Annotated in this window: 13 protein-coding genes; 1 reads left to right on the top strand and 12 read right to left on the bottom strand. The window is 61.9% G+C overall.

Features of this window, described 5'->3' with window-relative positions:
- Window positions 1–13 precede the first annotated feature (13 nt).
- Window positions 14–1,885, bottom strand: a complete 1,872-nt coding sequence (locus OOT43_RS18330) for a PhoX family protein (protein WP_266022116.1) — start codon at window positions 1,883–1,885, stop codon at window positions 14–16.
- Between the two features lie 239 nt (window positions 1,886–2,124).
- Between OOT43_RS18330 and smbP the strand changes: the two genes are divergently transcribed.
- Window positions 2,125–2,472 (top strand): small metal-binding protein SmbP, encoded by a 348-nt coding sequence (smbP, locus tag OOT43_RS18325; protein ID WP_266022115.1) that lies wholly within the window; start codon window positions 2,125–2,127, stop codon window positions 2,470–2,472.
- A 57-nt stretch (window positions 2,473–2,529) separates the two neighbouring features.
- On the opposite strand, the gene thiS is transcribed toward smbP, so the two are convergent.
- From thiS to rpoC, 11 genes are all read right to left on the bottom strand, one after another.
- Window positions 2,530–3,510, bottom strand: coding sequence for a sulfur carrier protein ThiS (gene thiS, locus OOT43_RS18320; RefSeq protein WP_266022114.1), 981 nt, complete (start codon window positions 3,508–3,510; stop codon window positions 2,530–2,532).
- Between the two features lie 4 nt (window positions 3,511–3,514).
- A complete protein-coding gene (gene aroG, locus OOT43_RS18315) occupies window positions 3,515–4,606 on the bottom strand; it encodes a 3-deoxy-7-phosphoheptulonate synthase AroG (protein ID WP_266022113.1) in 1,092 nt (363 codons plus the stop codon).
- Window positions 4,607–4,789: 183 nt separating this feature from the next.
- Entirely contained in the window at window positions 4,790–5,482 is a 693-nt protein-coding gene (gene phoU, locus OOT43_RS18310; RefSeq protein ID WP_266022112.1) for a phosphate signaling complex protein PhoU, read from the bottom strand.
- Between the two features lie 18 nt (window positions 5,483–5,500).
- The gene (gene pstB / locus OOT43_RS18305) at window positions 5,501–6,337 is read right to left on the bottom strand and encodes a phosphate ABC transporter ATP-binding protein PstB (RefSeq protein ID WP_317134017.1); all 837 of its coding nucleotides are present in this window, start codon (window positions 6,335–6,337) and stop codon (window positions 5,501–5,503) included.
- A 100-nt stretch (window positions 6,338–6,437) separates the two neighbouring features.
- The gene (pstA, locus tag OOT43_RS18300; protein WP_266022111.1) at window positions 6,438–7,742 is read right to left on the bottom strand and encodes a phosphate ABC transporter permease PstA; all 1,305 of its coding nucleotides are present in this window, start codon (window positions 7,740–7,742) and stop codon (window positions 6,438–6,440) included.
- Window positions 7,735–9,114 carry a phosphate ABC transporter permease subunit PstC gene (gene pstC / locus OOT43_RS18295; RefSeq protein ID WP_266022109.1) on the bottom strand — a complete coding sequence of 460 codons (1,380 nt, stop codon included), beginning with the start codon at window positions 9,112–9,114 and terminating at the stop codon, window positions 7,735–7,737. Before pstC ends, pstA begins: the two co-directional genes overlap by 8 nt.
- 321 nt (window positions 9,115–9,435) lie before the next feature.
- Complete coding sequence (locus OOT43_RS18290) at window positions 9,436–10,404, bottom strand: alpha-L-glutamate ligase-like protein (protein ID WP_266022107.1); 969 nt, start codon at window positions 10,402–10,404, stop codon at window positions 9,436–9,438.
- Complete coding sequence (locus OOT43_RS18285; RefSeq protein ID WP_266022106.1) at window positions 10,401–11,933, bottom strand: inactive transglutaminase family protein; 1,533 nt, start codon at window positions 11,931–11,933, stop codon at window positions 10,401–10,403. Before OOT43_RS18285 ends, OOT43_RS18290 begins: the two co-directional genes overlap by 4 nt.
- Before the next feature lie 26 nt (window positions 11,934–11,959).
- The gene (locus tag OOT43_RS18280) at window positions 11,960–12,529 is read right to left on the bottom strand and encodes an ATP-dependent zinc protease family protein (RefSeq protein WP_266022105.1); all 570 of its coding nucleotides are present in this window, start codon (window positions 12,527–12,529) and stop codon (window positions 11,960–11,962) included.
- Between the two features lie 127 nt (window positions 12,530–12,656).
- Window positions 12,657–13,277 carry a c-type cytochrome gene (locus OOT43_RS18275; RefSeq protein ID WP_266022104.1) on the bottom strand — a complete coding sequence of 207 codons (621 nt, stop codon included), beginning with the start codon at window positions 13,275–13,277 and terminating at the stop codon, window positions 12,657–12,659.
- A 170-nt stretch (window positions 13,278–13,447) separates the two neighbouring features.
- Window positions 13,448–17,638 carry a DNA-directed RNA polymerase subunit beta' gene (gene rpoC / locus OOT43_RS18270; RefSeq protein WP_266024954.1) on the bottom strand — a complete coding sequence of 1,397 codons (4,191 nt, stop codon included), beginning with the start codon at window positions 17,636–17,638 and terminating at the stop codon, window positions 13,448–13,450.
- Between the last annotated feature and the right edge of the window lie 13 nt (window positions 17,639–17,651).

The following is a 17,651-nucleotide window of genomic DNA, read 5'->3' as shown; positions in this document are numbered from 1 at the left end:
AGGCCGATACCGGCTACTTGAATGCCGGCAGGCCTCCCAGATAGCCGACCGCTGCCTTGGACCTGTCGATCAGCGGCTCAAGCTGGCCCTTCAAGGCCGGATCGATGTTGGAGGAAAAATCGCCCGCATGCTGGTAATTGCTCATGATGTAGGAATAGCCGCCCAACGAATCGATCGCCTGGAGCCCCGTGCTCTCAGCTCCCGCCGGCAGGGACAGGATGCGGGAAAGCTTGCCGGAGTCCACATTGTAGGCCCACAGGAAGTTGTTGACGTGGAGCGTGCTGCTGTCCTCCCCGATGAACAGGGTACGCATCTTTTCCGAATATTTCAGATTGTCGGGATTAGCGATCCGGTCAACCGCAGCGGTATTTCCTGCGGCGTCCTTGGCGATATCCTGCCCCAGCACCAGGGCCTTCATGTGAGTCCCGACGTACCTGCTGTCGATCCTGTGCCCATCGCTGTCCAGTTTCCATGAGCCGAGATCCATCTGATATACCGCGCCTGCCAGCAGCTTGGGGACACGGATGTGGTTGGCGGGATCCTTCGGCCTGTCCTCCATCCCACTGCTCATGCGCGTCAAGGCCAGATAAACTTTCCGGTCCTGGGCATTGACCGTCACGCCTTCGAATTTTTCGAATTCCGTGGTGGCTCCCATATACGCTGCGTAGCGGCGTGTCTCCAGGAACGCTGCCGCGGTTTCCATTCCGGGTTTCAACTTCAGGTTTTCCACCAGTCCCTTGTTATGGCCGGCGATGATCTGCTTGAAGCCTGCCGGAGGCGCTTCATACGAGCCGTCGGCCAGCTTGTTCACCGGGGCGGTTTCAAAGATGTCGGCAAAGGTCACGCCGCTCGCCACCAGCGCTTCCAGCTCGGCATCGCTGGAATGTCCGAGACGGACCCAGGCCAGATCGGCTTCGCCGCCATTCTCGGCGCTGGTCTGATTCCATTTTGCGGCGTACAGCGTTCCCGTAGACAGATCGCGCTTCCTGTCGGCCACGAACATGGTCAACACGTTGTAGGTGCCGTCGTCGCCCTGGATCGCCGTGCGTTCATCGGGCAGCACCTGAACCAGTTCGCGGGAAATACGGCCCAGAGCTCGATGGCCGACGACCTGGGTTTCTCCGTTCTTGCCAACCGTCACCTCAGGCACGATGCCGTAGTTGTACACGTTGGCGGTCTTGGTCCCCGCAAGGTAACGCTCCATCGCTGCGAGACCGATGGCGCCGCTGGCACAGGAACCTTCCACTTGGCAGCGAGCATCCGGTTCGTACTCCTCGCTGCCGAGATGGGTGTTCCAGGGGGAGAGAGAACCCGCGCAAGGTATCCACAAGCCGTCGATGGCCGACATGTCGATGTTCCTGAGAGCCGTGACCGAGAGTTCCCCGCTCTTGCCGTCCTGCTCGATGTTCGCCAGGCTCATGGTCATCGGCTGCTTGCCGTACTGATCGGCACCGGCGGTGTCCAGCCAGTCATATTCGAAGTGAGTGACCAGAAAAAGCTTGTCGCCGCCCCTGGCCGGGATGCGGATCAGACTGTTCGCGTCCGGTGTTTCGGCAAGCGTCGGGTTGCCGTTCGAGTCCAGCAAAGGGGTGCCGGTTACGTCGTATGCCGCACCGGCCGTCACGCCGCCGATGGTGTCGGTGTTATGGAAAAGCGCGTTGTAATGGAGATCGTAGACCCGGCTCCCCCCGCTCTTGAAAATGACCTTCACTTTGGCGGTGGTGTAGGCTGCAGCCCGTTGCTCGGCGGTTTCGGGCGCAGTCATCCCGATGAATTCCACCGACTTCACCGGAATCGTGCCTTTGACGGCGGCGATGACGGGGGATGCCCCCGCACCCGCCAGCGCCACGCCGACCGCCGCGGCCAGAAATCTTTTTTTCAGCATCTTCAAACTCCTCGAAATAAGACGATCTTTGTACCGGACGACCTGCACCGTCTGGATGAGCGAGCGATCTTATTTGCTCGAAGTTAAAGGCGGATGACAGGCCGGCTCCGAACGGCAGCCTGAAATTTCCTGTGGACGCCGAAAAGCGACTGTGGTATCCGTGCTCCTGTCGGGCGTACATGAGTGCAGTGCGTCCGACGCCAATAAAGCCTTACCACCCGTGAGAGGAGGGAAGCACAATGAACGTTCCGAACAGAGGCATCATCAAGGGGCTGCTGACCGCGGCATTCGCCACGATACTCGGCCTGAGCGCGGCGCAGGCGGCGGAAGATCACAAGGCCGAGGCGATGAAGCACGCCGAAGCGGCGGTCTCGGCCGGCGCCGCGGGCAATGCAGCGGGCGTGGCGGAACATGCGGAAGCCGCAAAGACCCATGCCGCCGCCGCAAATGCGGAAAAGAAAAATCCCCATTACGACGCTGCGATCACGAGCCTGAACAGCGCCATCGAGCATGGGAAAATGGGTCACGCCGACATCGCCAAGAAATCGGCCGAGGAAGCCGTCACCCATCTGAAAGCCGCGCCCTGAAACCAGGGCACTGCGCCATCCACGCGGGCCGGGCGCCATGCCGGCCCGCACGCCAGGTCAATCGAAGAACAACCCCGCCAGCGGCGACGAGGCCGAAGCGAACCGGCGCCGCGGCATCCTGCCCGCGAGGAAGGCCTCGCGCCCCGCCTCGATCGCCTTCTTCATCGCCGATGCCATCAGCACCGGATTCTTCGCTTCGGCAATGGCCGTGTTCATGAGCACACCGTCGCAGCCGAGTTCCATCGCCACCGCGGCGTCGGAGGCCGTACCCACGCCCGCGTCGACCAGCACCGGAACGTTCGCATTTTCCACGATGGTCAGGATGTTGTAAGGATTGCGTATCCCGAGCCCCGATCCGATGGGGGCGGCCAAGGGCATCACCGCGACGCAGCCGATCTCTTCCAGACGCTTGGCGATGATCGGATCGTCGTTGGTGTACACCATGACATCGAATCCATCGCGCACCAGGATCTCCGCCGCCTCCAGCGTCGCGGTCACGTCCGGGAACAGGGTCGTCGGGTCGCCCAGCACCTCGAGCTTGACCAGCCGATGGCCGCCGAGCAGCTCGCGCGCCAGCCGGCAGGTACGCACGGCGTCATCGACCGTATAGCAGCCAGCGGTGTTGGGTAGCAGGGTGTAGCGGTGGGGCGGGATCACGTCCAGCAGATTGGGCTGGCCCGGGTCCTGGCCGATGTTGGTGCGGCGGATCGCCACCGTGACGATTTCTGCACCGGACGTTTCGACCGCGGCCCCCGTCTCCGCCAAGTCCCTGTACTTGCCGGTACCGACCAGCAGACGAGACCTGTATGCCTTCCCGGCGATCACCAGCGGATCGGCCTGCCCGCCACCTATGGCATGGACGATTTCGACCCGGTCTTCCGGAGCCAGCACCCGGGAACCGTAGCTGCCGTGTGGAACGATTTCGAGGTTCAGTTCGACCGCCACACGCTTGCCCGCGAGGTCCATACCGGCGATCAGATCTTCGAGGGTCGAGCCTGCCGGTACCCTACGCTCTTCGCCGTTGACGAAAATACGCATACCCTCAAGCTCCCCGAACATTCCGAAAGCCGGCCGGCTGGCCGCGCCGGCACTCGACCGCTTCGGCGAGGCGCTCGAGCACGGCCACACTGTCGTCCCAGCCGATGCAGGCATCCGTGATGCTGACGCCGTATTCGGGCACCGTCCCTGCGTGCAGCTTCTGGTTTCCCGGCTTGAGGTGGCTCTCGACCATCAGGCCGATGATCCGGCGGTCGCCGCCGCCGACCTGTTCGGCCACGTCCTCGGCCACCCGGAGCTGCTTCAGGTAATCCTTCATGCTGTTGGCATGGCTGCAATCCACCATGATATTAGGCGGCAGATCGGCGCCTTCCAGCGCCCTGGCCGCGGCTTCGACGCTGGCCGCGTCGTAATTCGGCCTGGAACCGCCGCGGAGGATGATGTGGCAATCGGCGTTGCCGGTCGTGGAGAAGATCGCCGAATGGCCGGCCTTGGTCAGCGACAGGAAATGATGCGGCCGCCGCGCCGCGCCTATGGCGTCGACGGCGACCTTGATCGTACCGTCGGTAGCATTCTTGAATCCGACCGGGCACGACAGCCCCGAGGCCAGCTCGCGGTGCGACTGGCTCTCCGTGGTACGGGCGCCGATGGCACCCCAGGCGATCAGGTCGGAAACGTACTGCGGCGTAATGACGTCAAGATACTCGGTGGCTGCCGGCACGCCCATTTCGTTCAGGTCGAGCAGCAGCTTGCGCGCAAGACGCAGGCCCTTGTTGATGTTGAAGCTCTCGTTCAGATCAGGATCGTTGATCAGGCCCTTCCAGCCGACGGTCGTCCGCGGCTTCTCGAAATAGACCCGCATTACGATTTCCAGATTCTTTGCCAGTTGCTGCCGGAAGGGCAGCAGCCGCTCGCCATATTCGAGCGCCGCCTTGGGATCGTGGATCGAGCAGGGCCCAATCACCACCAGCAGGCGATCATCGTCGTTGGAGAGGATGCCGTGAATACCGCGGCGGGCGGTCAGCGTCGTAAGCGCGGCCCGATCCGTGATCGGGAATTCTTGATGAACCTGGACGGGCGGAATGACTTCCTTGATCTCGCAGATGCGAAGATCGTCGGTATTGAACGCGCTGGGCATGGCCGCAAATCTCTCTGATCGACAATTCGAAGACCCTGCGGCCGGGCCTCATCGTTTAGCGCAGACGCCGGGAAAGCTGGCTATTTTAGCTTGGCACGGCGTTCGGGGATAGTCACATCGGCCGGCGCGAACGGATCCGGCGGGCATCCATTCGCGCCGGGACGTTCTGCTCGAGGGAAACGTTCAGACCGCATGGTGCCGGATCACCAGGCCCATGGCCTGGTAGATCACATACTCCGCCAGGTTCTCCGCATGGCAGGCGACGCGCTCCAGCGCTTTGAGGACCAGTACCAGATTCACCGCACGGTTGGCACCACCGGCCTCGGAACCGCCGTCGTCCATCAAACCGCCGAGCGATTGGTGAAACCGGTCGGCGACTTCGCGTTGGCTTGCAATGAACTGCTGCGCCTCCTCGGCCTCCCAGGAATCGACGATGCGCAATGCGTTCTCGAGCCGCCGGACGACGATGTCGGCAAGCACGAGGACTTGGTTGCGCGACACCTCGGAGGGATATTCGTCCGGTTCGGCATACAGCCTTTCCACGCACGAGGCGATCTTCACCGCTTCATCACCCACGCGCTCGAGGTCGGTAATGGCTTTCGACAGAGCCATCACCAGACGAAGATCGCTGCCCTTTGGGCAACGGCGGGCGAACAGCGTAACGACCTCCGTGTCGGCTTCGACTTCGAGATCGTCGACCCGATCGTCCCCTTCGATGACTCTTCCAGCCAAGCCGACGTCTCCCGTCCTCAAAGACCGTACCGCCTCCCTGAACTGGGTCAACACCAGGGTACCCATTTCCAGGATCTTGTAGTGCAGTTCCCGCAGTTCGCCGTCGTAGCGGCGGATGCTGTGTCCTTCCGTAATCTGATTCATCGCTAGCGATCTCCCCGATTAGCCGAATCGGCCGGTGATGTAGTCTTCCGTGAGGGGATGGCGCGGATTGGTGAAAACCTGCGCCGTGTCCCCAACCTCTATCAGACGGCCGAGATGGAAGTAGGCCGTACGCTGTGAGACGCGGGCTGCCTGCTGCATGGAATGCGTCACGATGGCGATGGTGTAGAGTTCGCGCAAATCGTCGATGAGCTGTTCGATCTTGGCCGTGGCGATGGGATCGAGCGCCGAACAGGGCTCATCCATCAGGATCACCTCCGGACTGACCGCAATCGTCCGGGCGATGCACAGGCGCTGCTGCTGTCCGCCCGACAAACTGGTACCCGGTTTCGCCAGATCGTCCTTAACCTCGTCCCACAAGCCGGCACGCCGGAGCGACGACTCGACTATTTCCTCCAGTTCGGCCTTGGTGTTTGCCAGGCCATGGATTTTCGGGCCATAGGCGACGTTTTCGTAAATGCTCTTCGGAAACGGGTTGGGCTTCTGGAATACCATGCCGACCTGTGCCCGAAGCGGCACCACGTCCAGCCCGCCATCGTAAATGTCCTGGCCATCGAGATGGATCGATCCGGTCACGCGGCAGCCCACGATGGTGTCGTTCATGCGGTTGAGACAGCGCAGAAACGTCGATTTTCCGCAGCCGGAAGGACCGATCAGGGCTATAACCTCGTTGTGGCCGACGTCCAGGCTGACGTTCTGGATCGCATGCTTTTCGCCGTAATAGACATTGACATCCCGGCACATGATCCGCGGATTCGGCGAACTGATCTCGCCGATCGTCCTGGTGAACTCCCTCTGATGGGCGGCGATCAAAGCCTCCTTTTCCGGGCTTTTCATTTTTACATTCTCTCTGCTTTGAACCGTTTGACTCTCTGCGACTGTATTCATGCGCGCCCTCAAGCTTTTCGTAGTTTAACCCGCAGGTCCCGAGAACGAATCACCAGCGCCGCTCGAAGCGCCGGCGCAGGTACACCGCGGTGCCGTTCATCAGGATCAGGAACGCGAGCAGGACGAGGATGGCCGCGGAGGTGCGCTCGACGAACCCCCGTTCCGGACTGTCCGCCCAAAGATAGATCTGGACAGGCAGGACGGTCGCCGGATCGGAAATGCCGTGGGGAATGTCGACGATGAAGGCGACCATGCCGATCATCAACAATGGCGCGCTCTCGCCGAGGGCGCGCGACATCCCGATGATGGCGCCGGTCAGCATTCCAGGCATGGCCAGGGGCACGACGTGGTGGAACACCGTCTGCATCGGCGAGGCCCCCACCCCCATGGCCGCCTCACGTATCGAGGGTGGCACCGCCTTCAGAGCCGACCGGGCCGCGATAATGATGACGGGCAGGGTCATGAGCGTGAGCACCAGCCCGCCGACCAACGGCGAGGAGCGCGGCACGCCGAAAAAATTGATGAACACGGCAAGGCCGAGCAGGCCGAAAACGATCGACGGCACTGCCGCGAGATTGTTGATGTTGACCTCGATGAAATCGACCCAGTGATTGCGCGGGGCGAACTCTTCGAGGTAGATGGCGGCTGCGACGCCGATGGGGAGGGACAGCACCAGAGTCACCAGGACGGTGTAGACGGAACCCATCAACGCGCCCCATATCCCAGCCTGCTCCGGTTCGCGCGAATCGCCGGCGGTGAAGAATTTCACGTTGAATCGCCGTTCCAGGCGCCCGTCCGACTTCAGCTTGTCGACCCATACCAGCTCGCGATCCTTCATGCGCCGCTCTGCCTCGCCGGCGCTGCGGTCGACATAGCCCTTTTCCAGCATGTCCACGTCCGCTCCCGCTGCCACCCAGATCCGGGCCGAGCCGCCCACGAGTTCGGGGTGGGCGAGCAACTCGTCGCGAACCGCATACGAAGCGCCTGCACTGATCAAACGATGCAAGGCGCGCTTGTCCTGGCGCTCGGTGACTTCGGGAAACAGCTCGCCCAGGCTGCGCTTCAACAGCACGCCATAGTCCGCTGCGGCGAGAGCATCCTGCGAGCGGCGGCCGTCGGGATCGACCACGGCCGGATCGAAGCTGACATCAAGGCCGACGTAGGTCTGCGAAAACGCCCGGTAGCCCTTGCCAAAAATGCTGACCAGCAGGATGACCAGCATCAGAATGCCCGCACCGATGGAAATGAGGCCGTAGAGGCGAAAACGCCTTTCGGCGGCATGTCGCCGCCCGAGCGAGGCGTTGACGATGTCAGCAGTGCGCCGCGAGAGAACTTGCGTGGCTTCGCTATTCATATTGTTCCCGATACTTCCGGACGATGTGCATGGCAATGATGTTGAGGGCGAGCGTCGCCAGGAACAGCACCAAGCCGAGGGCGAAAGCCGCCAGCGTCTTCGGGCTGTCGAATTCCTGGTCGCCCACCAGCAAGGTGACGATCTGGGTGGTGACGGTGGTAACCGCCTGCAGGGGGTTTCCTGTCAGATTCGCCGCGAGCCCTGCCGCCATGACGACGATCATGGTTTCGCCGATCGCCCTGGACACCGCGAGCAGGATCCCGCCGACGATACCGGGCAGCGCGGCCGGAATGACGACGTTGCGGATCGTTTCCGACCGCGTGGCGCCGAGCGCATAGGCGCCGTCTCGGAGCGACTGGGGCACCGCATTGATGAAATCGTCCGAGAGCGAGGATACGAATGGAATGATCATGACCCCCATGACCAGACCCGCTGCCAGCGCACTTTCGGAGGAGGCTTGCAGCCCCAGGGCCTGTGCCGCATCCCGGACGAAGGGAGCCACCGTCAGAGCGGCGAAAAAGCCATAGACCACGGTAGGCACGCCTGCCAGGATTTCGAGCAAAGGCTTTCCGATCGCACGAACCCGAGGGGTGGCGTATTCCGCCAGATAGATGGCCGACAACAAGCCGATTGGAACGGCGACCACCATGGCAATCGCCGAAATCAGCAAGGTGCCGGTGAACAAAGGCACCGCTCCGAATGCGCCGGAAGAGCCGACCTGATCCGAGCGGATCGCCATCTGGGGACTCCAGTCGGTGCCGAACAAAAACTCGGTGATCGGAACCATCTGGAAAAACCGTATCGACTCGAATAAAACCGAAAGCACGATGCCGACGGTGGTAAAGATCGCCACCAGGGAGCAGGCAATCAGAAAGAGCATCAACGCCCCTTCCACCTTATTCCGCGCTCGCAGCATCGGCCGGATGCGCTGGCCTGCAACCAGCCCGCCGATCACGGCAACGGAAAGCACGACCGCAGCCAGCAGCGCGTCACTCAACGAACGCAGACGGATGTACTCCCCGGCGGCCGCCTGTATAGCCGGATTGGTGGCGGACGTCTCTTTTCCGCCTACCACGTTCCGGATGTCGTTGATGATGAGTCCCAGTTGCTCGGGAGACTGGTTACGGAGTTCGTCCGGCAGGCTCGAAATGACGAAGTGGTTGATGACGGATCCCTCGAACGCCAGCCAGCAAACCAGCAGCATCAGGGCTGGCACACCGCACCAAAGGGCAACGAAAAACCCGTAATAACCTGGAAGGGAGTGAAGGTTGGCGATTCTGCCCGAGGCGGCCAGCAAGGAACGATGGCGGCCGAAGCGATAGGCGACGAGGCACAACAGCACAAGGACGAAAAACAGCGTTGATTTGGTCATCGGTAATTTCTGGCCACAAAAATCGGACCGGCTGGCAATTTAAGGACGCAGCGGAGCATTGGACGTCATAGGAGCGTGGACCGGAACATCCAGGCATGCTTGCATTAAAACTCCAGCCGGGGCAGACACCATCCCTACCCTGCGGAAAGGACGCTGCCGCCACTCCGCTACCCGCCGAATTCGGGGGAAATACCGGCGCAAGAAGATATGCCATACCCGGAAAAAAAGCAGAAACTCAGCAGGCAACCTTTTTAACCGAACCATATTACAAGGGTATTTCACCGAAACCTCGACCTGCCCCACGCCCCTGACGTTCCCGATCTAGCAGCAGTTCGCCACGGCTTTCGCCAACGCCACGCGCTCGGGCACGTCGCGCGGAATATGACGCATCCCTTCCAGATAGCGCAGACGCGGTAAGAGCCCCGTCCGGGTCGCAAGCTGAATGCTGAGGCCGGGCCGCGCATTCAGTTCCAGCATCAGAGGCCCAAGGTCGCGATCCAGCACGATGTCCACCCCGATATACCCCATCCCGACCATATCGGTGCAACGGGCCGCCATCGTCAGTATGTCGTCCCAGTGGGGCACGCAAATGCCGGCAAGCTCGCCACCCGTATCCGGATGCTCCTCGACCCGGCATTCGCGCCAGACGCCATTGTAAGTCCGGCCCGTGATCATATCGACGCCCACTCCGACGGCGCCTTGATGCAGATTGGCTTTTCCGTCGGAAAGGCGGGTGGGCGCGCGGATCATCGCCATCACCGGAACGCCGCGAAACACGACGATCCTGATGTCGGGAACGCCTAGATAGCTCACTTCGGCAAAGAGCGGATCGAAGTTGACCCGGTATTCGACGAGCGCGCAGTCCGGAATTCCTCCCAGGCTATACATGCCGCTGAGAATGTTCGAAATGTGGTGCCCCAGGTCCTCCTCGGTCATGATCAGGCCGCTGGTCCTGCGATAGCGGCCGTCGCTGCGCGACTCCACCACCAGGATGCCCTCCCCCCCACTGCCGTGCGCCGGCTTGACGACGAATTCGCCGTAGGGTGCGAGCAATTGGGGGAGAGTTTCGATCTGGTGTTCGATTTCCACCACAGCATAAAGCCGCGGCACCGGAATGCCGAACTCAATCGCGAGCGCCTTGGTCCTGCGCTTGTCGTCGACGAGCTGGTAGAGCGAACGAGGATTGTAAGGCAGCACGAAGTCGGCGTTCCGCTCGTTCATCCCCAGGATGCCGAGCTTGCGCAGGCGCCGCCAGGGGAAAATGCGGCCTTTCCAACCACCGGACGTCATCCCTTGAGCGCTCCGCGAAAACGCCACAGTTCCAGCAGACGGTACCCCGTGTAACGGCCGAGGAGCAGCGTGAATGCCAGGACGACCAGCAGGAGTTCCGGAAACACGAACACGAGGTGTCCGAGATAGTCGCTGCTCATGCTCAGGTATCCGAGGATGGCAACGGCCAGGCTGCCGAACCCTTGTTTCAGGGCCTCCGCCGGCCCGAACTCCTCCCAGACCATGGACATCCGCTCGATAGTCATCGCCATGATCACCATCGGGAACAAAGCGACGGACACTCCGCGATCCAGACCGAGTTTGTAAGTCATTACGCTCACCGTCGCCATGAGCAGGATCACAATGATGAGGACCGCCGCAAGCCGTGGAACCAGCAGAAGCTTCAACGACTCCAGATAGAACCGCAGCAGCAGCCCCAGGGCGACCAGGAGGCAGAACATCGCGACTCCCCATAGCAACTGGGTTTCCCGGAAGGCCGCCGCGATCAGGATCGGCATGAAGGTTCCGAAAGTCTGCAATCCCACGACGTTGCGCAGAAATACGATGAGGAACGCCCCGATCGGAACCAGCAACAGCACCCGATAGACGTTCTGTGTCTTGACCGGCAGGCTGAACAGGGAAAACTCCATCACCCGCGATCCCATCTTCCGCGCACGCTGCTCGGCGATCTGAGTCATTTCCTGCGAGTGCCGGCGCACCGAATATTCGACCCGGCCGTTCTTTCCCCCCGTGATGTCGAGCAACGGCTCGCTGCCGACCGTCCACACGATGGCATCCCCGGGCAGGCCCGTCTCACCGGTCGCGGGATTCAGGTCGATCCAAGATTCGCCGTCGAACACTTCGACCCAGGGTGTCAGAGAACCTCGGCTGGCATTGTCCTTCAAGGTCGCCAGGTAGAGCGGGCGAGCTGAAACGTCGGCCTCCCGCAGGATGGCCACGACCCGGCGAGCCCAATCGTCCGGGCCGGATATGTCCTGGCGCAACAGGCTTACGTTGCTGTCGGGATCGGCAGCGTTGAGGCGCTGCAGAAGGGATTGGGCGAACGTCACGTCGTCCGCGGACTTGCTCCGCACCTCGTTGAGAAGACCGCGTGCGGCTGCCTGCAGGGGTTCGGGCAGGTTCTGCGGATCGACCGGCACGGTCACACCCGCCGGCTGGGGCGCAGCCTCGGCAGTTGGATCCTTGGCAAGGTGGATGCGGTAATAAAGCACCTGCCACCCGTGCGTTTCGCGGATGGCCCAGCGCGCCTGACGACGCAGGCCATTGTCGTCGGTAGTCAAACCATAGTCGCTGGCGACGAAATTTTCGTCGAGGACGGTATAGCCTTGCGGCGCCCGCGGAATGGCGAACTGCACCTTGATGGCGGTATCCCGCCTGGCCTTGAACTCGATGCGCGCCTCGACCGTCCAGACCTCGGCCTGTTCGGTCGGCAGCAGCGGCAGCCCAAGAATTTCGACCTTGTAGTAGCACAACGCCAACCCCACCGCGATCAACACGGCAGCAAGGAAGCGAACGTGGAGTTTGCTCATGCCGGACGGAACTCCGTCATCTGCCCTCAGTGCCCACCATTCGGGGGAGAAGGGGTTGGCGTGGCGGCCCCCTTGCCCCGCTGGTTGCAAGGATCGCCTTCCGCCTTGAAAACAAAAGTTTCTCCGGCATCGACCACGGCGACGCTGCCCAGAAAACTGCGGCCGAGCAGCAGGGGATAGTTGAAATTGCTACGATCCACCAGCGTGAATTCGGTCTGGAACTCCCGTCCGTTCTTGCACAGCGTCAAGGTGACCACCTCCCGCTTCGATGCCCCTTTGTGGCGCTCCTTGATGTAAACGGTCCGTTCGAGGGGCCGTTCGACGACGACGGCTCTTTCGTCATCCTCGCTTTCCAGGGTGAACCTCACCCATTCGCGGCCATCCCGGTTGAATCGCTGGATGTTGTTCGAATGCAGCGCCGAAGTCTTCGCGCCGGTGTCCAGCTTCGCCGTCAGACGGAGATGCCAGGGCAGCAGAAAAACAGACTCCAGCCAGCCCATGACAACCTTGTCTTTCGGCTTCGGCGCGTCGCCGGCATGAGAAACTGCGCTGAACAGCCCCAACAAGAATACGATCACAGTACGATGAAAGCTCATGACGAAACCCGTCCCTCAACACAGCGGATTCGAGGTCTGAGGATGTTTTCTGCGTCCCCGGCCATCGACGAAAAACGGCCCACCAGTCCTCCCGGTGAGCCGTTGTCCGCGTTGGCGGAAGAACCGGTCAGTTGTCCTGAACGACCGACAGTCCGCGAGCCTGACTCGAGTAGTACGCGGCCAGATCGTGGATGTCTTCCTTGGAAAGCGCACCAGCCAAGCCGTTCATGATCGCGTTCTTACGAACGCCGGTCTTGTAGTCTTCGAGCGCCTTCATCAGGTAGTTTTCATACTGGCCCGCCAGACGGGGATTGGGACTCTCACCGTTGCCATCTTCACCATGGCAGCCGCCGCAACCGCTGGCTTCCGCCTTTTTCTTGCCGTTGGCTACGTTACCGGTCACGGCATTCTTGACATTGATGGCCCGGAAACCTGCGACATAAGCAGCAATATCCCGCAGGTCCTTGTCGGAAAGCGACACCGCGTTGCCTTCCATGCTTCCGTGGTGCCGCGCTCCCGAGGCATAGGCCTTGAGCGAAGAAACCACGTAATCGTCGTGCTGCCCTGCCAACTTGGGCACGTGATAGGTCGGGTAGGTGTTGGAATAGCCCTCGATGCCATGACAACCGGCACAGGTGTAGAACTTCTCCTTCCCCGACATGCGGTCTCCTTCCGCCGATACCGTCCCGCTGCTGACCATTCCGGCCAGTCCGGCAACCGCAACCTTCCACAGGATATGGTTTTTCATGATGCTGAACACTCCGCAGTGACTAATCGATCCGAACGCCAGGCAACTCACGGGCACACGGCAGACGTGCGCCCCCCGGCAAGTCGGCGTATGGTACCGGTTTCCGGGAATTTGACAACCGCGGAAACGGGGAGGATGCGCCTGCATCCTCCCGGTCCCGGCAGACTCTGTCAGAGGCTGAACGCTTGTTTCAGTGCCTCTTCCACCTCCGCCGTATCGATAGTCGGGGCTTCGGGCTCCGCAACCTCGCCGAGCTTCGCCCGCTCCTTGCGCTCCGCATGGTAGGCCAGACCGGTGCCCGCCGGGATCAGACGCCCCACAATCACGTTCTCCTTGAGGCCCTGTAAACGGTCGGTGGACCCCCGGATCGCCGCTTCGGTCAGCACGCGCGTGGTTTCCTGGAACGAAGCTGCGGAGATGAACGACTCGGTGCTCAGCGAAGCCTTGGTAATGCCCAGCAGTACCGGCTCGTAACACGCGGGCACCTTGCCCTCCTCCTCCAGGCGGTCGTTCTCTTCCAGCAACCGCGACCGGTCCGCCTGTTCGCCGCGCAGGAAGCTGGAATCGCCCGGATCGGTGATTTCGACCTTGCGCAGCATCTGGCGGATGATCACCTCGATGTGCTTGTCGTTGATCTTCACGCCCTGCAGCCGGTAAACGTCCTGGATTTCCTTGACCAGATAGGAGGCCAGCTCCGCGGTGCCGCGCAGCCGCAGGATGTCGTGCGGCGTCAGCTCGCCCTCGGCGATGGTTTCGCCCTGCTCCACGTGCTCGCCTTCGAACACCGTGATGTTGCGCCACTTCGGCACCATGACCTCGTGCTGCTCGCCGCTCGCATCGGTGATGACGAGGCGGCGCTTGCCCTTGGTTTCCTTGCCGAACGAAACCGTGCCGGTCGCCTCGGCCAGGATGGCGGGATCCTTGGTCTTGCGAGCTTCGAACAGGTCCGCGACGCGCGGCAGACCGCCGGTGATGTCGCGCGTCTTGCTGGACTCCTGCGGAATCCTCGCCAGCACGTCGCCCACTTCAACCAGGTCGCCGTCGCGGATGCCGATGATCGCCCCGGCCGGCAGGAAGTACTGCGCAGTGATCTCCGTGGAGGGGATGAAGATGTCGTTGCCCTCCTCGTCCACCAGCTTCACAAGGGGCCGCAGTTCCTTGCCCGCGCCGCCGCGCTGCTTGGGATCGATGACCACCATCGAGCTCAGGCCCGTCATTTCGTCGGACTGCTCGCGGACGGTCACGCCCTCGACGAAATCGATCAGCTTGGCGCGGCCGCGCACTTCGGACACGACCGGATGGGTATGCGGATCCCAGTTCACCACGATCTGGCCCGCCTTGACCGCGCCGCCTTCCCGCACCGACAGCACCGCACCGTAGGGAATCTTGTAGCGCTCCCTCTCGCGGCCATGTTCGTCGATCACGCTGATTTCGCCCGAACGCGACACGGCCACCAGAGCGTTATCGCGGTTGACCACAGTCTTGAGGTTCGTCAACCGGATCTGTCCGCTCGACTTCACTTCGACGTTGCTGATCGCCGCCGACCGCGAGGCCGCGCCGCCGATGTGGAAGGTCCGCATGGTGAGCTGCGTGCCGGGCTCGCCGATCGACTGCGCCGCGATCACGCCGATCGCTTCGCCGATGTTGACCTTGTGGCCCCGGCCGAGATCGCGCCCGTAGCAGGAGGCGCACACGCCGTAACGGGTCTTGCAGGTGATGACGGAACGTACCCGGACGTTGTCGACACCGTGCTGCTCGAGCAGCTGCACAGCATACTCGTCCAGCATCGAACCGGCTTCGAACAGCACCTCGCCGTTCGACGGATCGGCCGCATGCTCGGCCAGAACCCGTCCCAGCACCCGCTCCGCCAGCGGCTCGACGACATCCCCGCCTTCGATCAGCGGAGCCATTTGCAGGCCGTCCGTCGTACCGCAATCGACCTCCGTAATGACGAGGTCCTGGGCGACGTCCACCAGGCGGCGCGTCAGATAACCCGAGTTGGCCGTCTTGAGCGCGGTGTCGGCCAGACCTTTGCGGGCGCCGTGGGTCGAGATGAAGTACTGCAATACCGTCAGCCCTTCCCGGAAGTTCGCCGTGATCGGTGTCTCGATGATCGAGCCGTCCGGCTTGGCCATCAGGCCGCGCATGCCGGCCAACTGCCGGATCTGTGCCGCCGAGCCGCGGGCTCCGGAATCGGCCATCATGAAGATCGAGTTGAACGACTTCTGCTTGGTCGTCTCGCCGTTTTCGCCCGTGACCTCGTCCACGCCGAGGCCTTCCATCATCACTTTCGCCACCTGGTCGTTGGCATGCGACCAGATGTCGACGACCTTGTTGTAGCGTTCGCCGTCGGTCACGAGGCCGGAGGCGAACTGGTTCTGGATTTCCTTCACTTCGCGCTCGGCGGCCTGGATGATCTCGTCCTTGCGGGGGGGGATCTCCATGTCTTCCACGCCGAACGATACGCCGGCCCGGGTCGCATGCGAGAAACCGAGATACATCAGCTGGTCGCCGAAAATGACGCTGGCCTTGATGCCCAGAGTTCGGTAGGCATGATTGATCAGACGCGAAATGGCCTTTTTGGTCATGTCGACGTTGATCATCTCGAACGGGATGCCGTCCGGCACGACGTTCCAGATCAGCGCACGGCCCACCGTGGTCTGAACCCGCTTCGTCACCTCGGTACGCTCGCCGTTTTCGCCCAGAACGACCTCGCGCAGCCGGACCGTCACCTTGGCGTGCAAGTCCACTGCACCGTTGAGGAATGCCTGCTCGGCCTCGTCGATGCTGGTGAAGATCATGCCCTCACCTTTGGCGAAAGTGCGCTCCCGGCTCATGTAATACAGACCCATGACGACGTCCTGGGTCGGGTTGATGATGGGTTCGCCGTTGGCCGGCGACAGGATGTTGTTGGTCGCCATCATCAGGGACCGGGCTTCGAGCTGTGCCTCCAGCGACAAAGGCACGTGCACGGCCATCTGGTCGCCGTCGAAGTCGGCGTTGAATGCGGTGCATACCAGGGGATGCAACTGGATCGCCTTGCCTTCGATCAGGGTCGGCTCGAACGCCTGGATACCCAGACGGTGCAGTGTCGGTGCGCGGTTCAGCATGACCGGGTGTTCGCGGATCACTTCGTCCAGGATATCCCAGACTTCGGGCGCTTCCCGTTCCACCATTTTCTTGGCCGCCTTGATGGTGGTGGCGAGGCCACGGAACTGCAGCTTGCTGAAGATGAACGGCTTGAACAGCTCCAGCGCCATCTTCTTGGGCAGACCGCACTGATGCAGACGCAGGGTCGGACCCACCACGATCACCGAGCGGCCGGAGTAGTCCACCCGCTTGCCCAGGAGGTTCTGGCGGAAGCGACCCTGCTTACCTTTGATCATGTCGGCGAGCGACTTGAGCGGGCGCTTGTTCGAACCCGTGATCGCCCGACCGCGGCGGCCGTTGTCCAACAGCGCATCGACCGATTCCTGCAGCATGCGCTTCTCGTTGCGGACGATGATGTCTGGCGCATTGAGATCCAGCAGCCGCTTGAGACGGTTGTTGCGGTTGATGACGCGGCGGTACAGGTCGTTGAGATCGCTGGTGGCGAAGCGGCCGCCATCGAGCGGCACCAGCGGACGCAGGTCCGGCGGCAGCACTGGCAGCACGGTGAGAATCATCCACTCCGGCCGGTTGTTGGAAACCAGCATCGACTCGATCGCCTTCAAGCGCTTGGTGTATTTCTTGATCTTGGTCTCGGAGCTGGTGCCGTTGATTTCCTCCCGCAAGTGCACGACCTCGGCCTGGAGATCCATGGTGCGCAGCAGTTCGCGGATGGCTTCGGCGCCCATCTTGGCGGAAAACTCGTCGTCGTACTGCTCGACCATCTTCTGGTACTCCTCCTCACCGAGGAGCTGCCCGCGGTTGAGCGGCGTCATGCCCGGATCGATCACGACATAGGACTCGAAGTAAAGCACCCGCTCGATTTCGCGCAGCTGCATGTCGAGCAGCAGGGCTATGCGCGAAGGCAGTGACTTGAGGAACCAGATATGCGCGACCGGACTCGCCAGCTCGATGTGCCCCATACGCTCGCGACGCACCTTGGACAAGGTGACTTCCACGCCGCATTTTTCGCAGATCACGCCGCGGTGCTTCAGGCGCTTGTACTTGCCGCAGAGACATTCGTAATCGCTCACCGGCCCGAAGATCTTGGCGCAAAACAGGCCATCGCGCTCCGGCTTGAAGGTCCGGTAGTTGATGGTCTCGGGCTTCTTCACCTCACCATAGGACCAGGAACGGATCATGTCAGGCGAAGCCAGGCTGATGCGGATCGCATCGAACTCTTCGCTTTGCGTCTGGCGCTTCAGAAAATTGATCAAATCTTTCACG

The organism is Methylococcus mesophilus (assembly GCF_026247885.1).
Classification (GTDB): Bacteria; Pseudomonadota; Gammaproteobacteria; order Methylococcales; family Methylococcaceae; genus Methylococcus; species Methylococcus mesophilus.
This window is presented reverse-complemented; position numbering and strand designations above follow the sequence as displayed.